This window comes from Psychrobacter sp. CoH-33_TS_01 (assembly GCF_058189395.1).
In genome coordinates this window covers 353448-376216 of record NZ_JBVGQI010000001.1, presented here as the reverse complement: position 1 = coordinate 376216, position 22769 = coordinate 353448, and the positions used below count along the sequence as shown (strand labels likewise).

General features: G+C 44.5%; 19 protein-coding genes. 12 read left to right on the top strand and 7 right to left on the bottom strand.

The window, feature by feature from the left end:
- Positions 1–90: 90 nt before the first annotated feature.
- From ACZ2XM_RS01590 to ACZ2XM_RS01545, 10 genes are all read left to right on the top strand, one after another.
- Complete coding sequence (locus tag ACZ2XM_RS01590; protein WP_490587910.1) at positions 91–417, top strand: hypothetical protein; 327 nt, start codon at positions 91–93, stop codon at positions 415–417.
- Between the two features lie 134 nt (positions 418–551).
- Complete coding sequence (locus tag ACZ2XM_RS01585; RefSeq protein WP_490587911.1) at positions 552–1052, top strand: peroxiredoxin; 501 nt, start codon at positions 552–554, stop codon at positions 1050–1052.
- 193 nt (positions 1053–1245) lie between these two features.
- The gene (locus ACZ2XM_RS01580) at positions 1246–2697 is read left to right on the top strand and encodes a dihydrolipoyl dehydrogenase (RefSeq protein WP_490587912.1); all 1452 of its coding nucleotides are present in this window, start codon (positions 1246–1248) and stop codon (positions 2695–2697) included.
- Between the two features lie 168 nt (positions 2698–2865).
- Positions 2866–4041, top strand: a complete 1176-nt coding sequence (locus ACZ2XM_RS01575; RefSeq protein WP_490587913.1) for a mechanosensitive ion channel family protein — start codon at positions 2866–2868, stop codon at positions 4039–4041.
- 187 nt (positions 4042–4228) lie between these two features.
- Positions 4229–6694 (top strand): bifunctional 23S rRNA (guanine(2069)-N(7))-methyltransferase RlmK/23S rRNA (guanine(2445)-N(2))-methyltransferase RlmL, encoded by a 2466-nt coding sequence (gene rlmKL / locus ACZ2XM_RS01570; protein WP_490587914.1) that lies wholly within the window; start codon positions 4229–4231, stop codon positions 6692–6694.
- A 522-nt stretch (positions 6695–7216) separates the two neighbouring features.
- A complete protein-coding gene (locus ACZ2XM_RS01565) occupies positions 7217–7792 on the top strand; it encodes a TerD family protein (protein WP_201497477.1) in 576 nt (191 codons plus the stop codon).
- A 197-nt stretch (positions 7793–7989) separates the two neighbouring features.
- Positions 7990–9084, top strand: coding sequence for a DUF475 domain-containing protein (locus ACZ2XM_RS01560; RefSeq protein ID WP_201497478.1), 1095 nt, complete (start codon positions 7990–7992; stop codon positions 9082–9084).
- A 413-nt stretch (positions 9085–9497) separates the two neighbouring features.
- Entirely contained in the window at positions 9498–10073 is a 576-nt protein-coding gene (locus tag ACZ2XM_RS01555) for a TerD family protein (protein WP_490587915.1), read from the top strand.
- A gap of 112 nt (positions 10074–10185) precedes the next feature.
- Positions 10186–10938 (top strand): TIGR00266 family protein, encoded by a 753-nt coding sequence (locus tag ACZ2XM_RS01550; protein WP_490587916.1) that lies wholly within the window; start codon positions 10186–10188, stop codon positions 10936–10938.
- A 267-nt stretch (positions 10939–11205) separates the two neighbouring features.
- Complete coding sequence (locus ACZ2XM_RS01545) at positions 11206–11817, top strand: TerD family protein (protein ID WP_490587917.1); 612 nt, start codon at positions 11206–11208, stop codon at positions 11815–11817.
- A gap of 758 nt (positions 11818–12575) precedes the next feature.
- Here ACZ2XM_RS01545 and ACZ2XM_RS01540 read toward each other — a convergent pair.
- Positions 12576–13811 (bottom strand): TerD family protein, encoded by a 1236-nt coding sequence (locus ACZ2XM_RS01540; protein ID WP_490587918.1) that lies wholly within the window; start codon positions 13809–13811, stop codon positions 12576–12578.
- A gap of 261 nt (positions 13812–14072) precedes the next feature.
- Here ACZ2XM_RS01540 and ACZ2XM_RS01535 point away from each other — a divergent pair, with 261 nt between their 5' ends.
- Positions 14073–15236 (top strand): ATP-grasp domain-containing protein, encoded by a 1164-nt coding sequence (locus ACZ2XM_RS01535; protein ID WP_490587919.1) that lies wholly within the window; start codon positions 14073–14075, stop codon positions 15234–15236.
- A gap of 103 nt (positions 15237–15339) precedes the next feature.
- On the opposite strand, the gene ACZ2XM_RS01530 is transcribed toward ACZ2XM_RS01535, so the two are convergent.
- The 6 genes from ACZ2XM_RS01530 to ACZ2XM_RS01505 form a co-directional block, all read right to left on the bottom strand.
- The gene (locus tag ACZ2XM_RS01530) at positions 15340–15774 is read right to left on the bottom strand and encodes a hypothetical protein (RefSeq protein ID WP_490587920.1); all 435 of its coding nucleotides are present in this window, start codon (positions 15772–15774) and stop codon (positions 15340–15342) included.
- Positions 15775–16057: 283 nt separating this feature from the next.
- Positions 16058–16357: a PAAR domain-containing protein gene (locus ACZ2XM_RS01525; RefSeq protein WP_490587921.1), complete on the bottom strand. Its 300-nt coding sequence runs from the start codon at positions 16355–16357 to the stop codon at positions 16058–16060.
- 120 nt (positions 16358–16477) lie between these two features.
- Positions 16478–17290, bottom strand: coding sequence for a type IVB secretion system protein IcmH/DotU (gene icmH, locus ACZ2XM_RS01520; RefSeq protein WP_490587922.1), 813 nt, complete (start codon positions 17288–17290; stop codon positions 16478–16480).
- 168 nt (positions 17291–17458) lie between these two features.
- The gene (gene tssK / locus ACZ2XM_RS01515; protein ID WP_490587923.1) at positions 17459–18805 is read right to left on the bottom strand and encodes a type VI secretion system baseplate subunit TssK; all 1347 of its coding nucleotides are present in this window, start codon (positions 18803–18805) and stop codon (positions 17459–17461) included.
- Positions 18806–18814: 9 nt separating this feature from the next.
- A complete protein-coding gene (locus tag ACZ2XM_RS01510; protein WP_490587924.1) occupies positions 18815–19612 on the bottom strand; it encodes a hypothetical protein in 798 nt (265 codons plus the stop codon).
- A gap of 73 nt (positions 19613–19685) precedes the next feature.
- Positions 19686–20852 (bottom strand): M15 family metallopeptidase, encoded by a 1167-nt coding sequence (locus ACZ2XM_RS01505; protein WP_490587925.1) that lies wholly within the window; start codon positions 20850–20852, stop codon positions 19686–19688.
- A 276-nt stretch (positions 20853–21128) separates the two neighbouring features.
- On the opposite strand from ACZ2XM_RS01505, the gene ACZ2XM_RS01500 reads away from it, so the two are divergent.
- Complete coding sequence (locus tag ACZ2XM_RS01500) at positions 21129–22754, top strand: hypothetical protein (RefSeq protein ID WP_490587926.1); 1626 nt, start codon at positions 21129–21131, stop codon at positions 22752–22754.
- Positions 22755–22769: the final 15 nt, after the last annotated feature.

Below are 22769 nucleotides of genomic sequence, written 5' to 3'. Positions count from 1 at the left end.
AACCATTTACTATCGTTATTTTTAATGCCTTAATGCTGAGTTACAACCGTTACTACCTATTATTTGCTAAAAGAAAACCAGAGGATTCTGATGAAACTATTAAAAGTGCTACCCCTTGCCCTATTAGGTTTTGTGATGATGCCACAAGCCAATGCTGCCGATATTAAACAAGACCAAATTAATAACTGTGTGAATGGCACGGTCAAATATAAGATGGGCGATAAAGCCACCGCGACTAAGCTGTGCAAGTGTACGGTCGGTGTGCGCAGTGAGATGACCATAGGTCAGATGTGGGAAATTGAGAGTATGGCGCAAAGTAAAAAAGACCCGTCTACCCTGCCTTACGTGAAAAAAATGCAAAAAGAGTTACAGCAATGTGCCGCTGGTCTAGATCTTAAGCCACCACAGAAAGGCTAAGCTTCAGGCTATTACCGACTAATAAGATTTTGATTTCTATTAATTAAGCTGGCATTTGTCAGCTTTTTTTTATAGCATATCTTTACCCCCCTCTTTCAACCCATTCTTAATATTAATAATACTAAGGTTTTATTATGGCCAAGCCCACTGAAGAAGTCCTCGCCCTACCCGATTTTGCCGTGCCGATGGTACGTCGTCTCGATGGTCACTTTATTGAAGATGAGCTGAGCTTAAAAGAGCTAATGAGCCATAAGCAAAAGGGCCTAATCTTATACTTTTATCCGAAAGACAATACGCCAGGTTGCACCACTCAGGCACTCGATTTTACCGATAAGCTGAATGAATTTGACGACCTTGGCTACGACATTATCGGCGTCTCACGCGACAGTATCGAATCGCATAAAAAATTCATAGATAAGCAAGATTTACAGATTACTTTAATTAGTGATGCCGACGAGCGTCTGTGTCAGTATTTTGATGTGATTAAAGAAAAAAATATGTACGGCAAAACCGTCTTAGGACTAGTGCGCTCTACCTTTGTCTTTGATAAAGAGGGTAAACTGACCCATGCTCAGCGTAACCTGCGCGCAAAAGACTATGCCGTGCGCTTGCTCGCTACGTTAGCGGATGCTTAGGCTACTAAACACTTGCTAACGTGTTTAATATCTCTCAGCACAGATAACAATACTCCATAACCTACGACTTTATAATGATAATAAACCTACAGTCCTAAAACCTTTTTAATGGTATTTTCACTTAACTAAATGGTTATTAACCCTGATTGTTATTAACTTTGATTGACTTTTTTATTTAATTTTAAGGATTTTTATGAGTTCTTCTGCTACTGACGCCACTGCTAAATCGCAAAAAGTAACGCGTCAGGTCGATGTCGTCATTATTGGTGCGGGTACTGCAGGGCAGAATGCCTTTAAGCAAGCCCGCAAACAGACAGACAACGTGCTGATTATTAATGAAGGCTATTGGACGACGACTTGTGCGCAAGTCGGTTGTATGCCCAGTAAATTGCTTATTGCTGCCGCTGAACGGGCTTATCATGCTAATAATTCTGCTGACTTTGGTATCGAAGGTAAAGCGACTATCAATGGCAAACAAGTCATGCAGCGTGTGCGTAAACTGCGTGATTCCTTTACCTCTTATGTGCAAGACCAAGTCGACAGTTGGGATGAGCAGCAGAAAATAGACGGTAGAGCCAGTATTAATAAAGACGGTCACATTGTAGTCAATGATGAAGTCATCGCAGCCAAACAGATTATCGTAGCGACTGGCACGAAGCCTTTTATTCCTGAAGGTTGGCAGGAGGCCTTGGGCGAGCGTCTATACACCTCAGATACTATCTTTGAAATTGAAGACTTACCCCAGTCATTGGCAGTAGTGGGTGCAGGCGCTATCGGTCTGGAATTGGCGCAGAGCTTTGCAAGATTGGGCGTCAAAGTTACTGTACTCAACCGTCAGGATGGGGTGGGCGGCATCAAAGACGACCAGGTGAATGAGCGTGCTATCTCTTGTCTACAGCAAGAATTACCCATGGAATTAGGCAGTAAAATCACCAAGGTTGAAACGGTTGCTGACCAAGCCGTGCTTCATTATACCGATGCCGATGGCAAAGAACAGACTTGGCAGGGCGACTGGGTGTTGGCCGCTACCGGACGTAAAAATAATTTAGACGGTGTTGGGGTCGAAAACTTAGGTGTGACTTTAGATGAGAAAAACCGCCCACAGAATATGAGCAAAAACACCGGTCAAATCGGTGAGCTCAACGTCTATATCATCGGCGATGCCAATATGCACTTCCCGCTACTGCATGTCGCTAGCGATGAAGGCTTTAGTGCCGGTTCAGTCGTTTGCAAAGACAATAGCGCCGCTTATATTCGTCAGCCTGCCCCACCTATCTCGATAGTCTTTTGTGAGCCGCAAATCATGGCTGTTGGCAGAACTTTAGCCGAAATTGAAGACGAAGGTCTGGCCTATGTCATCGGTGAAGTTGATTTTGCCAATCAAGGGCGTAGCCGCGTTATGGGCGTTAACTGTGGCCTACTGCGCATCTATGGCTGCAAGGAGACCGATAAAGTACTCGGCGCTTGCATGGTAGGGCCTGACGCCGAATATATCGCGCATATTCTAGCCACAGCGCTGACCAATCACATTACGGTCAAACAGTTATTAGATGCCCCATTTTATCATCCCACGATATTAGAAGGCTTACGTACAGCGCTACGTGGTGTGCAGGATAAAATGAATATTCCCCATCAAACGGATTAATGGACGGCTATCTTTATAAGCTGCAGTTGTAATGAGCAGCTAATTTAACAGCCGCCTAATTTAAAAGGATTGTCTAAAGCGATATCGGTGAGGTCACAGCAGTCATGGTATGATAAGAGCTCTTATAATAAACAACTCTTAATAAGTCACTTTTTACTGGGCTGAAACATGGCAATAGCGAGCATAACGGAATTCTTTCAGGAGATTGCGCGGGATTTGCATACCAGTTTTTATCTGGCAATTGGCGGCACCTTAGAAGAAGAAACCCGCGACTGGTCTTCTCGCGCTGCGGACCTTGCCAGCACCGGTATTAAAATCATAATCTTGCTCGCCCTAGTCGGCTTTCTGTACTGGCTCACCATTTATATCCTTAAACACAACCAAGAGCGGCTGCGACTGAGTGAAAGACGGCTAAAAATCACTCGCTCTGTATTACGCTATATTTGGATTGTCCTCAGTATCATTGCCGTGATGAGTCAAACCAGTGTGGAGCCCGGCACCGTCAAAGCGACGGCTAAAGCCAGTACTTGGGCCGGTATTTACTTTGTCTTATGGACCACCTCAGGTCATGTGATTCATAGGGTCTTAGAACATTATGGCCTAAATGCTTCAATTGAGCAGTTGCTTAAAAACGTCCTCTCCGTGCTCATTATCGTGTTGGGCATGGCCAGCGTCATGGCGCAGTTTGGCTTTGATATTGTCTCCCTAGTGGCAGGTTTAGGGATTGCTGGTTTGGCAGTTGGTTTTGCCGCTCAGTCGACTTTGGCCAACTTTATCGCAGGTATCACCATCTTGATGGAGCAATCCTTTCAAGTGGGTGATTGGATCAGCATTGGCGACAAAGAAGGCCGCGTGGTGCTTATTTCCCTACGTACTACTCATGTGCTGACCCGCGATAACATTACTATCATTGTGCCCAACTCTAACGTCGCCTCCTCTGAGGTTATTAACTTAACGTCTAAAAACTTCATCCGGTTTGATATTCGCATTCGCATTGCCTTCGAAGCCGATATCGATGCGGCCCGTGCTGTTATTTTAAAAGTATTGGAAGAGACCAATAACGTATTAGCTCGCCCTGAGACCTCGGCAACTATCGATGAGATTGGGGAGTATGGTATCTTTTTTAAAGTCCGTTTTTGGGTGACCCCTGCAGCCGTCGCGCGCATGCCAAAGATGAAAGAAGGGATTTTGGAGAACGTTAAAAAAGCCCTAGATGCTGCCAATATTGCTATTCCTTATCCGCATATGCGTTTACTCATGCCCAAAGACGTGGACTACCCTATCCCTACTAAGCCTTTTGAGACCACTACGCATATGGCCGTAGATAAAGGGGATAGCGATTAGTATCTTCCTGCCTTTTACCGCTGTGAATTTTCTATAGCGCCTGCAAATATGGTAAAATCCACCCAATAATCTCTGCGGTGCTTATTTTGCTAATACATAACGCCTAGCAGATACCCATTTGCCTCACTCTTTGCAGCATCCTTTTACCCCGCCCTTTTGTTATATCCATTCTTTTATAGGTAGCCGAATGACCCCTAGCGATTCAGTAACTCCGCAGTTTGACTTTATTATTACTTGCGCCGATGGCTTAGAGGTGCCGCTGCAGACGGAGCTGACCAGCTTCAATATCACCAGTGATATCAAAAGTACGGGCCGTTTGGCCGTCCGTGGTACCTTGGCAGATTTATATAAAATTTGTCTGTGGTCACGCGTCGCCTCACGCGTCTTAATGCTAATTAAACGTCGTAATATTAATAACGAATATGATGTCGCTGAACAGGTTTACGGCTTAGCTAAATCAGTGGATTGGACTGAACAATTACACGTTGACCAAACCTTTGCTATTCGTCTATCGGTAGATAAGCGTGTGAGTGTCAGCCAACAATTCGGCATGCTGCGTATCAAAGATGCTATCGCCGATGTCTTTAACGACAAAATGGGCAGCCGTCCTGATGTGGACAGTAAAAATCCTGACTATTCTATTTTTGCCACTATTAATGACAAACAAGCTGAGCTGTATTTGGATCTGTCAGGCACCAGCTTGCACCGTCGTGGTTACCGTGTCGCTATGACCGATGCTCCGCTAAAAGAAAACTTGGCGGCTGCGCTACTTTATAGCAGCGGCTGGCATGAAAACCCTGTGCCACGTTTAGAGACTGTTGATCAAAATGCCATTGAGCAAGATGCCAATGCAGAGTCTGCAGAAGGGTCAGATAACACAGCAGCTGAGACTACTGCTCAGAATAAAGTGACTAAACGTGCTAGTAAATTCGATGCCTTAATCGACCCTATGTGTGGTTCTGGAACCTTTTTAATCGAAGCGTTATTAATGACTTGTGATTACCCAGTAGGTATCGATAAAGCCGAAAGCCAGTTTGGTTTTTATGGCTGGGGTCACCATGACGCCGACTTGTGGGAGCAGATGCGTAGCGAAGCTCAAGAACGCTTCCATAACGCCTTAGCTGCCGTCACTGAGCAGCCAGAGACTTACCTGCCGACCATTATTGGTTATGATGCAGACGTGGGAGCTATTCGTGCGGTGCATAAAAACTTAATTGCTGCTGGTCTGCAGGATATCATTCCGCACATCACCCTAGAGCAACGTGCCCTAAGTAATCTAAGAGACGGCTTGACTAAATTTTTAGAGGCCGGTGAGCTTAAGCGTCCGCTAATTATCACTAACCCGCCGTATGGTGAGCGTTTAGGCACGGAAGACACCATTCGCCCGCTATATCAAGGGCTTGGTCTTATCTTGCAAGATACCTTTAAAGCCGCGCAAGCGCTGCAGTCTAATAAGTCGAAGGGCAAAGGCTCTAAACGTAAGCCGCGTAAAAAAGACCACAGCCAAGTGACGTTGGGCGTGTTAGCCGCGCAAGTTGAGCATGCTGACACCCTACCAATTAGTGAGCCGCAGACCCTGCGTTGTCATAATGGTGCGATTACCGTCTATTTCCGTTATGGCGCCCTAATCCAAGATACGGCTGACAGTATTATCGAGAGTTTTGATAAGTCAGAAGTTTTATTTGAACAAGGCCAAGACTTTATCAACCGCCTACAGAAAAACTTGGCACATATGAAGAAGCTTGCGGCAAAGGAAGACGTGACCAATTTACGCGTTTACGATGCTGATTTGCCTGACTATAAAGTCGCTATCGATGTCTATGGCGACTACGTCCATGTGCAAGAATATGCGCCACCAAAGACTATCCCACCCGAAACTGCTAAGCGTCGTTTCAACCTAGCTTTATTAGGCGTGCGCGAAGTGTTGAAGTTAAACCGTGAGCAAGTCTTTATTAAGACCCGTGCCCGTCAATCGGGTAATGAGCAGTACAGCAAGCAAACGAAGAGCGAAAAGAAAGGTAAGTTCTATATCGTGCGCGAAGACAAAGCCTATTTCTTTGTTAACTTTACGGATTACTTAGATACCGGTTTGTTTGTCGATCACCGTAATATGCGTAAATTGGTGAAATCGCACAGCTATCGCGGTGATGTGCTAAACCTATTTGCTTATACCTGTACCGCCAGTGTGCATGCGGCTATCGCGGGTGCGAAGACGGTCACCAGCGTGGATTTATCACAGAACTATTTGGATTGGGGCAAGCAAAACTTTGCCTTAAACGGCTTGGACATCAGCGGCAGTAAATATCGTTTCGTAGCCGAAGATATCTTTGAGTGGATTAAAGACAACACCGAGCAGTTTGACACCATCTTCATTGACCCGCCGACTTTCTCTAACTCAAAGAAGTTCCAAGGGACTTTTGATGTGCAACGCGACCATGCTGCCTTGATTAATCGCGCGATGAACCGCTTACGTACCGATGGCGTATTGTATTTCTCTAATAACTTTACCCGTTTTGAGTTGGATGAAGTGCTGACCCAGCGTTATGATATTAGAGACATTACCCATGACACGATTGGCTTTGATTTTAATATCAAAAAACCCATTCATCGCAGCTTTGAGATTCGCCATCATGGGGCTGATATTTTAGAGTAGCGTTTAAACCTTAGCCGTTAAACCTTAATGGGCATGTAATTAATGACGCGTCGATAGCCTATCTCATTTGCAGTTATCGCGCGTCTATGTTACAAAGCTAAGGGGCGTTAATAAGCCTATGTTTACAAGACCGTAGTGCAGCAGAAAACTAGTCTTGATAAGCAGGTAGTGTGACTATAAAGCTTAACAATACCCGGTTTGATGTTAGTGTATATTACGGAAATAGCGAGATATTCAATAATAATTTACTGTGTCTTTGCTCTTGATACTAGAGCCAAACACCCAATTATAATAATTATAAACAATAGCTTAGAATAATAAATTGCTATGTGCTGCACGGCGCTATTCTTTATCTCTAAAACCCCAATACTTTATTACCTTATATAGATTTTATACCTCTAAACGCGCTTAGCTCAGCTGTGTGATAGCGTTTTAAGTGTATTTTTAACTCACTGTTTAACTTTTACTATTAAATAACTGTGTCAATTAAATAACTTTCACAATTAAATAAGGATATCTACCATGGCATTATCACTCAATAAAGGCGGTAACTTATCGCTAACTAAAACCGACCCTAACCTAAATAAACTCCTTATTGGTCTGGGCTGGGATGAGCGCGCAACCTCTGGGGCTGAGTTTGACCTAGACGCCAGTATCTTTTTGCTTAGCAGTGCTGGTAAAGTACGCGGTGACCATGATTTTATTTTCTATAACCAGTTAAAATCAGACAACGGCGCTGTCGAACATACCGGTGACAACCGTACAGGCGAAGGCGATGGTGATGACGAAGTTATTAAGGTCAATCTATCGCAAGTCCCTGCTGAAGTAGATAAAATCGTCGTAACCGTAACGATTCATGACGCGCAACAACGCAACCAAAACTTTGGTCAAGTGGCCAACGCTTTCATCCGCGTCGTAAACGAAGAATCTGGTACAGAAGTCGTGCGTTTTGACTTAGCTGAAGACTACTCTATTGAGACCGCCATGGTATTTGGCGAAGTTTACCGTCATAACGGCGAGTGGAAATTCCGCGCAGTAGGCCAAGGTTATTCAGGCGGTTTGCAGGCTATGTGCCAGCAGTATGGCGTTAATATTTAAGGTCTCACTTTAAGACTGAGACTGGGGCAATAGGGGATAAATGATACGACTTTTATCACCGCTAACTGTCGATTATTCCTATAGTATTTTATGGATAATTGGTTGCCTAAATTTACAAGACTATATATCGAAAAGTGGTTAATATATTAGCCACTTTTTTTTGCTTTAGTGCTTAGTGACTCTACACAGGATATGTCATGAGACATTTTTATTTTGATATGATTTTTACCGCTATTGCGCTGATTGTAGCGTCGTGGTGGGGCTATTCCCATGGTGGTATGGGTGGTCTAATTTCAGCATTATCCATCACCGCTATCTTAGCTGTTATGGAAATTTCCTTGTCGTTTGATAACGCTGTCGTTAACGCGTCAGTACTCAAACACTGGGACAAGTTTTGGAAAATGATATTTTTAACCGTCGGTATTTTAGTGGCGGTGTTTGGTATGCGTCTGGTCTTCCCTATCGTCATCGTCGCAGTGACCGCCGATATGGGTATGATGGATGTCGTGAACCTAGCCCTATATAACCCAACGGAATATTCAGCGAAGCTGATGGCACACCATGCTGAAATTTCAGCCTTTGGGGGTATGTTCCTATTGCTAGTCTTCTTAAACTTCCTGTTTGATGACAAAGACGTGCATTGGTTTGACTGGTTAGAAAGCCGTCTGGCTAAATTTGGTCAAGTCGATGCTATGAGCGTGTTTGTGGCACTCGCTATCCTTATGATTTCACTATCATGGGTAGAAGCTGCCCAAGACTCTGCTGTCCTAATCGCAGGCGTTTGGGGTATCTTAGTCTATCTGGGCGTGCAAGTGGTATCAGGTATGCTTGAGGGCGACCTTGAAGAGACTGAAGAAGAAGCTGAGGGTGGTATTAATACGGCCGCAGCAGGCAGTGCCATTATGAAGGGCGGTATTGCAGGTTTCTTATACCTTGAAGTCTTAGATGCGTCGTTCAGTTTTGATGGCGTAATCGGTGCCTTCGCTATTACCAATGACGTGATTATCATCATGTTAGGTCTGGCTATTGGTGCGATGTTCGTGCGTTCGATGACTATCTACTTGGTCGATAAAGGCACGCTAGACGAGTTTGTCTATCTGGAGCATGGCGCGCACTATGCTATCGGCGCTCTAGCTATCATCATGTTGTTATCGATGAAATTCCATATCCCTGAGATCGTAACTGGTCTTATCGGTGTGGCCTTCATTGGTTGGGCAGTTATTGCCTCGCTAAAATATCGTAAGATAGAAGCCGCCAATGCGTCTCAAGATGCTACTCGAGAGTTGTCTTAGTGGCTGTTATGGTAAGCGATTAGCATGAGCAATCAGAGGTAAGGAAGATGCTTAAGATAACTTAACGTCTTCTTTACATAATCCTTTACAGGCTCACTTGCGCAACCTTAGTAGGATTAGTATAGTTAACGTGAGTTTCGGCTCACGTTTTTTATGGTCTCACCTTTATCATATGATGTGGTTTTTATTATATGGTACAGCGCCCTCGCTGAATAATAAGTCTATTATCTAGACTTATTTTGCTATGGGTCATTTAGATAGTTGAGATTATAGTAACGCTAGCATGAAACGTACTGACTTCTATTTTGTTTCCTAAATGCACGATAAATAGACGAACAATAAATATTTACTTTTTAATTCACAATAACTCTTAATCCACTTACTACAAAATCACCCATAAAAGGAAGAACAACATGGCTATTAGCTTAACTAAAGGCGGTAACGTCAACCTATCAAAAGAAGCTCCAGGCTTAACCAACATGACTATCGGTCTAGGTTGGGATCCCCGCGCTACTGACGGTCAAGACTTTGACCTAGACGCTATTGCCTTTTTGTTAGACGAGTCTGGCAAAGTGCGCAACGACCAAGACTTTATCTTTTTCAATAACCTAAAGTCTGGCGATGGCTCAGTTGAGCACACCGGTGATAACCGTACTGGCGAAGGCGACGGTGATGATGAGTCTATCAAAGTTAACTTAGCGGCTGTACCTGCTGACGTCAATAAAATCGCAGTGTGCGCCATCATCTATGAAGGCCAAGCTCGTAACCAAAACTTCGGTCAAGTTAGCGATGCTTTCATCCGCGTCATCAATGACAATGGCAATACTGAAATCGCTCGTTATGACTTATCAGAAGACGGCAGCACTGAAACCGCTATGATCTTTGGTGAAATTTATCGCCATAGCGGTGAGTGGAAATTCCGCGCCGTTGGTCAAGGCTTTGCAGGCGGCCTAGGCCCATTAGCAGCTTCTTATGGCGTGAACGTATAATTGCTGGCATAAGATTACCTTAGTAGGCTGACCGAAACTTTAGCAGCACTTATTTAACGTTATTGTATTAGCAGACATTCAGTACTCTTAATGACCGTAAGGACACCTTAGTATGGCAGCGACTTTTAGCTTGATTGGCACCATTGAACCTTTTTTGCATTGTAACCTTAAAAAGGGCGACACTATTTACTGTGAAGCTAATGCTATGGTAATGATGGAAACCAATCTCGAGCTTAAAGGCAAACTGCAGGGCGGCATCATGCAGTCTTTGATGCGCCGCTTTGCTAATGATGAGTCCCTGTTTCAGCAAGAGATTGTCGCTGAACATGGCGAAGGTGATTGTCTGCTAGCCCCTACCCTCGATGGCGATATGCAAATTTTGGATGTAGGCGCGCAGCAATATACTTTGAGCGATGGAGCTTATGTCGCGGCTTCAAGCGGGGTTGATATTCGAGCCAACATTCAGCGCAACTTAGGTGGCGCAGTATTTGGCGATACCGGTGGCTTTGTGGTCATGCAGACCCAAGGTGCAGGCCAAGTAGTGGTCTCGGGCTTTGGGTCATTATTTGAGATTGATGTAGAACCTGGTAAAGACGTGATTATTGATAATGGTCATGTGGTCTGCTGGGACTCGCGTCTTCAGTATAATTTATCGGTCTCTACCAGTAAGAAAAAAGGCTTTATGAGCAACATCATCAACTCCGTCACTAGTGGCGAAGGCATGGTGCTAAAATTCTCTGGTACCGGTAAAGTCGTCATCTGCTCACGCAATCGTGATAGTTATCAAGGCTGGCTGCAAAGCGTCTTGGGTAGCAATTCAGGCGGTCGTGGCGGCGGCGGTGGTCTACTAAACCAAATTATGTAATTCACTTAAGGCAGCGACTTCTCAATGAATCGCTGCCTTTTTTTGGGCACTCATTATTACTAGGCACCCTACTTTGCAAAATGCTTAGTGATAAAATATTTGGCTAAAGATGCAGCGGTATAAAACTATCTAAAAAATACTAATAGTTACTCGAAGCCTTTAACAATGGTAACTGAGACCCCATTAATACAGTATCTCTAGTTATTATCATAATAAAATCATATTTACTTTTAACTTCACTGATAAATTTATAAAAAGGATAATCTCATGGCAGTTAGTCTTCAGAAAGGTCAGAAAATCTCGCTAAGCAAAGAAGCTGGCGGTACGTTGACCCAAATTAAAATGGGCCTCGGTTGGGATGTTGCCCAATCTTCTGCACCAAAGAAAGGCGGCTTCTTAGGCAACTTATTTGGTGGCGGCGGCGGTAGTGGCGATAGCATCGATCTTGATGCGTCATGCATCATGTTTGATAGCAATAAGCAGCCCGTGGATGCGATCTGGTTTGGTCAGTTAAAATCGAAAGATGGTAGCATTTTGCACACCGGTGATAACCGCACGGGTGATGGCGACGGCGATGACGAAGTGATTAACGTTGACTTATCACGCGTCCCTGCAAGCGTTCAATCGCTCGTATTCACGGTAAATAGCTTTACCGGCCAGACTTTTGAAACGGTTGAGAATGCCTTTTGTCGCATTATCAATGCAGGTAATAATCAAGAGGTGGCTCGCTATAACCTATCGTCGCAGGGCAGCCATACGGCGATGATTATGGCGAAAGTTTATCGTCATAATGGCGAATGGAAAATGCATGCTATTGGTGAAATCGCTTCGGGCCGAACCTTCCAGGACTTGATGCCTGCTGTGGCTCCGCATGCTTAAGCTTTAGAGTTAATTTTGAAGTTAAGAAAACGCTGCCTTTTTTTGGTGGCGTTTTTTTGTTTGGGAGTTTTATATAGAGTGTTGGTATGGATAGCTCTTGCGGAGAAGCAAAGCAAATCCTCCCTGACCCTACTTTACAAAAGGAGGGGACGTTTTTTATAAGAATGGGGTTAGAAATTAAATTGTTTGACGCTCGCGCGTAGGCTGTGGCATTTTGCCCAGCGCCTTTATTAAATGTACCTAATTGGCTGGGCTGAAAGCACCAGCCTACAAAGACGTAGTGTGGGTGACAATTTTTGAACCGTGGTAGTAACACCCACGGAAAAGCGAATCCACCCTAACCCTCCTTTACAAAAGGAGCGAACATTCTTAATGAAAATGGGATTAGAAGTTAACTTGTTTGACGCTCGTGCGTAGGCTGTGGCTTTAGCCCAGCACATTAAAGAACAAGATTTTATAAACGACACAGCGTGGATAGCAAATGCGGAAAAAATTACGCGGCACTTAATCCTGTAAGCAAGATAGATTATCTACTAATGACTGGTGCGCTGGGCGCACCTTACACGCTCCCAATATATGCTTTTACTCTTGCTTTTACTCTTGCCTCGGGACGAGGCGCGGCCATAGTGTAGAAAGAACGACTGCCTATGAGTCGCATATTTCTTCAGGTCTAAAGAGCCCCGATGCCAAGGCCACGCTGTTGCTGTTTTGGCTTTTACATTAAAGATGCTTAGGCTATTTTGACAGGCAGTCCCGTACTATTTACGAGCCTTCTGCCAGCTAAAACCCCAACCAAACGCTTGATCCATATCTTTATGGCCGCCAAAATACTGGTTGATGCGCTCAACGTTGATACTGCCTTGTTTATTGACCAGTCTCGCGATGGCACACATCGGCTTGGCATTCGCACCCTCGGTCAAGCGTGTTTCAATCGGCGGCTGACCCGGCACATGCAGTGTCACGACGCCATCAGTCTGCGACCAGTTGGGTACACCGTCATAGATAAAGGCAAAGATAAAGACCTCTTCAATCTGTGCCCACTGCGCGCCATTGATATCGAGCCACTCGCCATCTGTACTTTGACCGGTGCGATCATCCTCACGCAGTAGCACATAAGGCGCTGTATTTAAGCTACCGAAGCGTTTGCCCAAGGCTTGAATTAGAGTTTTCTCGCCACTCTTGAGGTGAATCATCGCACCCACATCGAGGTCGATACCTTTAGAATGCTGCTTAAACAAGTCGCTTAGACGGCCTTTTTTGGGCATTTCGCTATTGTCGGGGCGTTGATTCCAGTTGAGATTGATAGAAATTTTGCCGAAGTCGTCTTTTTTCTGCAGGTTAATGCTGGATTGATTCTTAGTTAGGGTAATTTTGGATAGATTAACACTTGGACTTGGCGGCGCCGCTGCTGGAATAGGCGGTGGGGTGTTTTGTCTAGCGGTATTAATATTGGTTTGATTGTTATTGAATGCATTATTTTGGCTTGGTGCAGGCGCTTCATCCGCAATCTCAACGCCAAAGTGCTCAGACAAGGGCTTCAAGCCGCCATCAAACCCTTGCGAGATAAAGCGAAATTTCCAACTGCCTTGACGGCGATAGCATTCGCCTAAAATGACGGCTTTTTCGCTACGGTTGCCCGCCTCGACTTGACAGGTTAATAAAACCGTACTGCCTTGCATCACTTGAATATCGACATTACCGATTTGTGCGAGGGTCTTATCGCTAGAGAAAGCTAAAGCAATCTTTTCAATTTGCGCAGGCTGAGTTGCCAATTGGATATCAAAGAAACCATCGGTCTCATGGCCTCGGAACGATACGCTGCCATCATCGCTACTCTTCTGTCCGTAGAACACCATGTCGCCATCACCACGCACTTTCGCAGTACTGGCTAGGCGGTAAGCCGCACAATCAATCGGTTGGTCGCTTAAAATGCGAATACTAATGGTATCGGTCGGCAAGGCAGCATTGGCACCGGCAATTAAAGTCTGGCTCATAATTTCTCGCTTAATGACTGTTTTTTATATTAGCCCTAGTCTAGCAGACTGGCAATTTTTCGCATCAGCATTTTCTTTAGGCTAACTATTAAGAGCCTCTGGCTTCAGTGCACTCTCTAGAAATAATTGTATAAAGCCCTGCAAGTAGCGGCGCTCACATAGTAAACTAGCCGATATTATAGTTCGGCCTATTCAATACAAGATATCGTTAATACAAGATACCCTTAATACAAGATACATCCCATACGAGACCTCCTGCCCATGACCCAACCTACAGCCAGTGTTTGGCTCGCCGAAGCCCAGTCTAGCCAACGCGATATGCTCGCCAGCTTACAACAGTTAAAATCTGACTATCCGCATCATGATCTAACGGTGCTAGCGTCGCACCGTGCCCATCGTGCTGAGATCTTTGAGTTTGCCGACCAGTATTTTTATGAACCTCTTGAGCCTAGACTAGATAGTGAAGCGACTACTGTCGATACTGACGCTCCAGTTAGCCGCTGGCAGTTTGTGCTTGAGCATTGCCAAGCCAACAACGTTAAGGTGCTGCTCACGGGTCGTAATGGCATTGACTACGAAGCGCATCGTGAAGCATTCGAGGCGGCAGGTATCAGGCTGCTAACTGGCGCAACTAGTGTAGAAATGCTCGATAAAATCGATGATAAGTTTCAATTTATCCAGCATTGTCAGGCTCATGATATCCCGGTTTCGGAAGGTTGGCGCTTTGATAGTTTGGACGAATTAACCCAATTGCTTGATAAACACGGTCACCAACCTTTATGCGTGAAGCCCATCACCGGTATCTTCGCGCAAGGGTTTTGGCGATTGGATACGGGGACGACGATAGCGAAAGATGCCCGTCATCCTGACAGTGAGCAAGAGAAAAACTACGATAGCTTTGAGCACTTATACTTTACTGAAGAAAAAAAGATAAATACTGTGCAATATATTTCCGCCTACGCCAACAGTCAGATGGTGCATGAGCGCCCTATTCCTATGCTGCTTATGCCTTACTTAGCGGGTCAGGAATACTCTATCGATGTGGTTTGCGAGCGCGGTGAGGTATTGGCGGCAGTGACTCGTCATAAGGTGGGTAAGATTCAGCATATTGGCTATGATGAAGGCGTTATGGCCGTGGTCGTGCCTCTAATTAAAGCCTTCGGCTGCGATGGTGTCGTTAGCGTGCAGACCAAGCAAGATGATGACGGCGTACACCGTGTATTGGAGATTAACAGTCGACCTTCTGGTGGCATTGGCTATACCAACCATAGTGGCATTGACCTGACACAAATTGGCTTTGCTTATTGGCTAGGCTGGTCCGAAAAACCTAATTTAGCGGATGTCGCTAAGCAAATTACGCCTTGTCAGGTGCGCTCTATTATGGTGAGTGTTAAGATTGAGGGGGATGCGGGGGAAGAGGAATAATCAAAGCAAAAGTATAAAAGTGATAGCTCAAGGACGAGCTTTTTCAGAGACGTACTAATTGATTTAGGAAATGCAGGGCGTGAAATTGGTTAAATAGCCCTACTTATTCTTTATGAAAAGGATAAAATTTCTTATGAAAAGGATAAAAGCAGGTATTACCTTTCTTAACTAAATGAAACTTTATCTGAGAATTATAATACTCGGCATATAAAGACGCTAACGTATCAAACTGGGCTTCTTCATAACTTTGATCAGTGTCAGAAGTACCCTCTATTGGCACAATATCCTCGTCACTAATACACCCACGCTTTATATCAGGTGTATAGGGATGATGACTGTAAAGTGCATAGACATGTAAATCACCTTTTGCAATGGCTTTCTGGGCGTCTGCTATAGGGTCTGCATGATGGAGGTCGTCTAAGGTAAATGGTTGTTGAATTTCTCTACTACAGGCGGTAATACAGCAAAGCAGAGTTAGTATTTTTATGTAATGAATGACCCAAATCATCCTTATTTTTATTATTTTAAAACCAACCATTTTAGACCCTGCTTCCAGAGTGTCACCGCCGTAGGGTTGCTGCCAAAGTTGACTTGATCATTCAAATACTCCAAGTCCCTTTTTACCTCTTCTTCATCAACTCAAGACAGTCAAAAGAGGCCATGGACTCAAAACCAGCCTTTTTTAGTGAGCAATCTTAAAAAATTGGCGTTTAATTTAAGTCTATTAAAGGCTCCTGCGTCTTGTCCTCTAAAAGCTAAATCTTAATTGAGGTCCCTTATTCGTCATCATTATTATTTGTCCCGTTAGTAGGATACTGAGCTTATCGCTTAACCGCGGCTTTAACCCCCATCACTGTAAAATCCGACTCCGCAAACGCTTGCTGACTAGCCAGTAGCTTAGAGCCACAATCCGTTAAGTCGCCATGGCGTGCGATCGGCTGACCGTCGACCACATAAGAAGGGTCTCCGGTCACAATGGTCACTACCTTCTTGCACTTTTTGCAGGAGACCTTATCGCCTACTCGCGCGACAGAAATACCATTATGCAAAGTATGCGCTGATCCCGAAATGACGGTGCCGCCGTGACTGGTCTTGGCGCCGACGGTAATATACGCTGCCATAGCTTCCTCCTATATCGAATGCTTATGATAGTGGATGACTAATGAAGAAAAGTCCGTAATATCCCTATACCGCCAATATTTTAGGTTCACCCTACCCTAAGAATCAGTTACCTTGTCTATTTAAGGTAAGAATATAGAGATATGAATCTGTTCTTTATTATCTTGAATAATATGGTTATAGCCTGCCAGGTGCTCGGTAGCTTGTCTGTCCATGAAGTAGGACATAAAGCCAAAGATTGAGGCTAGTAATATGCCGACTACCAGTAAGATAACCCATAAAGGGGTCTCGCTAGAGAGGGTATGTTTGATTTGATCAGGGATAGCCCAAAAAGGTGAAAATTCACTTTTGTTACCCCGCAAATGCTCAATTTCATCGCCTAAGCGTGAGATAAGATAGCGAATCTTCTCAGGGGCCTCTAAGCGATAGCGACCTTGAAAGTCTAGCAGCATTGCGTAGTGATAGACTTCTAAGGCCGGAAGATGCCGCTCCCCTTGTTCTCGCAAACGGTCTAATCTATCGAAAAACTCATCACCTGCTACTTGCGAGCCAAATAGATCTAACTGTAAAGGGTAGAGCTCCCAGGCGTTTTTTAAGTTTTCAAACTCTGGCTCCTGCGACGTCATAATAGTCTCGTCGATGAGCGCACAGTAGGCGTACTTAGCCTCATGGAGATCTTCAGACACAAAGCCTTTTTTGCGAGCATTACTTTCGAATTTATCTAAAAAGTCATAAATCTTTTGTCTAAATTGCGCAGGCTCGGTACTAAAGTAATGATTGCGCAGTAGGAAGACTAAATAAAAGCCGTCGTACATAATATCTACGAGTGACTGACTGCTCAGACGTCGGTTTAGTCCCTCGACAGAGACTTTAGAGGCCACCTCGCCTGAATCCAATAACGAGGGTGCGGGACTTGGCGTATGGTTCACTGACATAGAGCTCCCTAATACTTATCAAGTTGGCGGCCGATCATCTCATGTAGATGGCGGTAGATATTATGATTCTATTGACTGGATGACGACCTATCACTTTACGGTAACGAAACCAGTAGAGCACTTATTCTAACTGTAGACTTCTAAACTAATAAATAGATGCAACAATAGCTACTGAACGATGGCCATCAACTCAAGTTTTAAATCATCAAAACCATTTGGAACATAGATACAAATAGACTCCGCTTTCATCATTTCATCATATAAGGCCCCGATGGGCTCTATAGTGAAATAGCTAAAGCCAGGTCGGACGGGAATAGCACTCGGGACCTGGGTCACATGCGAGACGGGCAGCCCTGGGAGAGCAGATAAGACTCGCTTTTCCACCCCGTCCGGCGTAGCCACTTTAAATCGTCTGGGCACTAGATCAATCAGCTCATGCATTGGGACTGACGAACTGACCGAGAGATAAAGTTGTGAATTGCGAGTAATTTTGTCGCTGCTAAGCTCGCCGAGATAAAAGGAGGGCTTGGTTTGCTGTAGTGGAATCGAGATAAAGTTACTAGCAATCACGGTATTGAGTAGCTCGCGGATGATACTGATGATACCAACAAAGGCTTCATGAGCCTGATTATGTTGGTACTGTGGCAGGTCACTCACTTGGTAGAGCGAGCTAAAAGTAGTCAGTTGGCTAGCCACACTTAATAGGGCTTCAAATAGCCGCTCGGGATGCAGCTTAGGGTTGTTATAGAGATGACTAAGTTGAGAGTAAGCCGTATTTAGGGCGTGTAGCAGCCAAAATGAGGCAATGTCTGACGATCTAAACTCGAGCAAATCATTATTGGTCTGGCGATGATGATCATACAAGGCAGATGCTTTTGTATTAATCATCGTCATCAAACGATAAACTTGACTCAGTAAGGCAGGATTGCTCGCGATATGGACGCTAGGGACGATGTAATCTTCATCAACTTGATAAATGCCTTGGGTGGTCCGTGTCAGCTTGGCTATTAATACGGAAACCGTATCTTTGCCTGGGGGTTGCGACGAATGGCTCAACTGAAGCGTTGGTGATAATTTAATGGTATCAATGACTGCTTCCGCTGCTTGGCTATAGAGGTCCGGCGCTTCTGTGGCCCCCCGAGCAAAGCGGGTTGGATTGTCGTTATCTGCAGACTGGATATTGTCGCCCCCGCTATGGAGGAGCTCCAAACTCAAAAAGACAAACACCTCATCACGGGTATCTTGGCCATCAAGATTGACTGCCTTTGGCAACCCATCCGTCCTTGGGGCTTGATAAAGCGTACCATCCGGTAACACACAGTAGAGCGACTGAAGATTTAGTAAATTGCTCTCTAAGAGTTGATGGTCTAATTGACTGTCTACTACCCCGTACGCATACGGGTGTAAAAGCTGCATACTCAGCGCCCGCTGGGTTTGATGATACGTATCTTGCAATTGAAAATGTTGCGGCCGTAAGAACAGCCCTTCTCCCCATAATACTCGATGATGACTCAAAATGATCTCCTACTGGCAGCGCACGAGCGGCTGCTGATAATATTCAAGTTTGCTAGTGAAGGTTGGGGTGAGGGTAGGATCGATGCCGGCAGTAATCTGCACGTCACAGGCCCCAATCGTTAGAGCGAGCGGGCTATCGAAGTTGATACTGGTCAGGGGCAATAAAAACTGCGAGCGTTTTTGGGTATGGCGCAAACCGACCTTAATAGCTAAGTAAGTTGCCTCTTGGGGGAGGTTTAAGATGACCTCCGCGCTCCGCCCAGGGATCAGCGCAACCTCCTTAGCAGTGCGTGCTTCGATGTCGGTGAACTGGCTTTCGTCTTCCAAAAAAGCCACGCTAGCGGAGCTGGCCATTCCTTGCTTGGTAAGGCCTGCATTAGCATTGGCTAAAGGGTTAACTTGTAAGGTAAGCCGCAGCCTTTTTAACTTATCCTGCAAGGCTTGTTGCGCCATATTTAGCTGATCAAGGCGCTCTTGCTGACTAGCAAGTTGTGACTGAAGGGCCTTTAGCTCGTCACTACTGGCAGGCGGAGCTAACAAGACGGTTGTCTTATCGTTTGCCGTCTTATCTAGTGACTCGTTATCAAATGACTTTTTATCAAATGACTTTTTATCAAGTGACTTTTTATCAAGTGACTCGTTATCAAGAGACTTTACGACGTTAGGGTTTACTAATGCGGTGATGCTAGAAGTCGATTGGTCATCCCCAGGCTGCAGTGCTTTATCCACCGTACAGCCCGATAACACACTACCAAGTACCCCTCCCCACATCATAATAACTATAAAAACTCGCTGTGCAGCACTCATAAGCTAACGCCTAATATTTAATTTATTATTATTAATATTTTTGCTAATTAAATTTTTAATCCTAGGCCAATACCTATTGTTTGGTTAATATCTCTGCCATTTTAGGCCTACCCAACACCCCTTTCTTACGCAGTTCGACATGACCCAAATCCTGCATTCGCCAGTCTCCACCCCAGATTAGACCGGCTGACTTGGCTACTTTTCCGTACAACTGATAGCCTCGCATAGCCCAGGGGTCTCTCTCTGAGATTACAATCTTGCCGTTTCTAATAAAGGCACTGTCTCCAGCTAGACCAAACTGATGATAACTTTTATACGAGCCTGCTTTGGTCACATTGGTACCCTTTTTAAGCAGTCGAGCTTGCCGTTGCGGGCTGCGATAGCCCTCTAACAACACCATTTCATAGCCATATTGATCGCGCATGATTTTATAGACGGTCAACATTCGCTGCACGAACTCTGAATTCATCTTGTTCCAGTTCCTATCCGCATTTTTGATGTTGATATGACCACTGCTCAAATGCACTGCCAACATATCACCAGAATGACCGCTACTTTTAACGGGACTGGTGAACGGTGTTAAACCTGGTCCCCTAGTCACTAGCGGAGCGTCTGTTAATGAGCCATCAGTTAATGATCCATTCATAGGGGGACCATGAATAATAGTAGCAGTCGTTGCTTCTGGCCAATCACCCTCTCCTAAATAAGCACCACCTACTTGTGCCGCTTGATAGCTCGCTAGCTCAGCTTCTAATTCAGCAAATAATGCTGCTGGCGGTGCTGACGGTGGTCGTAATCTTTCTCCTTTTAGCAGTTGCGTCACCTGAGGATTAATGGTAGCAGCAGGCGTCTCTTGGGCATGGTAAACCTCTAAAGCGCTGTGCTGATAAAGTAAGTAGCACCCTCCTGCAGTGACCATAATGAGCAAAGTAGTGACGGTAGGGACTAGTGGCCATCGGCTTATTTTCTTTCCCCAGTCATGCCGTAATCTTGGTGATTTTCGTGGCTTATGGTCAGTCGTTAAATACGGAGACTGTCTTGGGCCATGCCTCTTAAACCCCTGTTTCCAACCTTTGCCTTCAAAGACCTTTACCTGACCATATAGATGGCGAATAGACGCCTTTAATAGCGGATAATCAAAGAGTCCAATGACGACGACAATTGAAATAAGGGTAAAAATAACGACCGATAAATACATCATAATGTCAGTACGAGCGTCTCCAAAATTCCGCAGTCTCATATTGCCTTAGGGCCAATGCAATAGCTAAGTCATACTCTTCAACTTAGTCATCCCTTAAAATCCATCAGTCAAAGCGACTGCTAAAACCTCTCTAAATCACCTTCAAACCAATACGCCTTCAAGAGCTTTTACTGCTTTTACCCATCTGAATCAAACAACCTTTAATTTTTTATTTTAAATTAGCTAGTACAGTTTGTTTAATTTTAATAAACTAACTTTAATTATTTTATTATAAACAATTATCGAACTTATGCAAAAGGAGTCTCGTCGGTGGCTATGAAATATGTATCGGCCTTGGGGCGTTACGCTGTGATAACAATCATAGTGGCTTACCTATTTATCGTTTGGATATACTTCAAAATCAATGCCATGGCTTTTGACTCTAACCCGTTTATTGTTTGGTTCATGGTCATCCCTATCGTCTTTATTATTTTTATTTTAGCGCTCCAGTGGCGACTAAAAAGAGTAGAAAAACAAAAACAGCACCCCTTCACGGTCTCCGCTAAAGAAAAATCGGATACGGCTCCTGACTCTCTGGCGCTTTATCTACACAGCAGTCTTTGTTTGCCCGAGGGTCAAAGTTGGTCTGAAATTATTGCTAATACTGAGGATTTAACGGTGTTAAGTGATGAGTTATTGGATGAGAATCAATTGCCCGTACTGATCAAGCCCATAGGCTATCTTGACAATAGCGACTTAGACAATCACATTCCATATGTGGATGACACGGCTTTAGGCGATAACACAGCTTTAGAAGTAGCTGAGCAGCAGAGCTCTCCCAACGCTATTAAGGTCACTCACAGACTATGCATGATTATTGACGAGCTACTCACTTTGAGCGAGCTAACGCTTAGCGCTATTGCAGAGTGCCTCGTCGACCCAGCGCAACGGTATAGCGAAACACCTAACTCAGCGATTAGCATTCATCCTGATTGGCAACAATCTTATATTGCAAACAGCGCTGACGGGACAGAGGATGACATTAGGGCTACTCACCCCTTTCTCACCCAACTGTCTATAAAGCTATTTGTGCCACTCACTACTGATATTGATGCCGTAAAAGCCTACGTAACTACTCGCCTCGCTGAGTACTCTATTGCTGAATCGCTACTGGTTATTACTGCTATCGAACTTGACTCAGCAGCAACCTGCCAAGCGGATTCAATCCTCGCTGAGCACCTAATTACTATGTCTCAGCAGACCGCGCCTGAGATTTCATTGTGTCTCGCTGCAGAGTCACAGACCAATGCTACGTGGCTCGCTGAGCACCACATTACGGCTAGTCTTACTTATGATCCGACTTATAAAGTCCCTAGCGAAACTGGCGTACTAGTACTGGCTTGGAATGAAGCGGCACAAAAAATATTGGCTATAAACGACGCCCTCATTCCTGAATGCCGCTATTCCTTGACGCCATTCGACTTTGCTGAGAGTAAACCTGCGCGGCAGCAGTACTTACATACCCTTAAAAAAATAGCCCACTATCTAACAGACTCTGGAATACCCGCAGATAACTTAGACAACCAGCCCAATAAAGGCGGCCCTTTAGCCAGTAATAACAATGAACTTAGGTCTGCTTATGATGAAGCCTCCTCTATTACCAACTCCCTAATGGATAAAAATATTTATTTTTTATCAGACATTAATCCATTAAAACAACCTTATGATTTATCTGAAATTATGCAAATTTCAGATGCTATAAGGGCAAAAGGGGTACTGGTCAACGATTATAATTTAGGGCATTATGACCTTTATAGCTTTTATCTAAAGAGTTTAATTAGTATTTCTTTATTTATTGATTTGAGTAAAATTATTGAACAAGAGTCAGACATCGCCTTTTTGATCACTCAGCACAATAGTTCCTGCTTACTTTGGCAAGTGGACACCATAAAAAATTCCTGAGGATCTCTCATGACC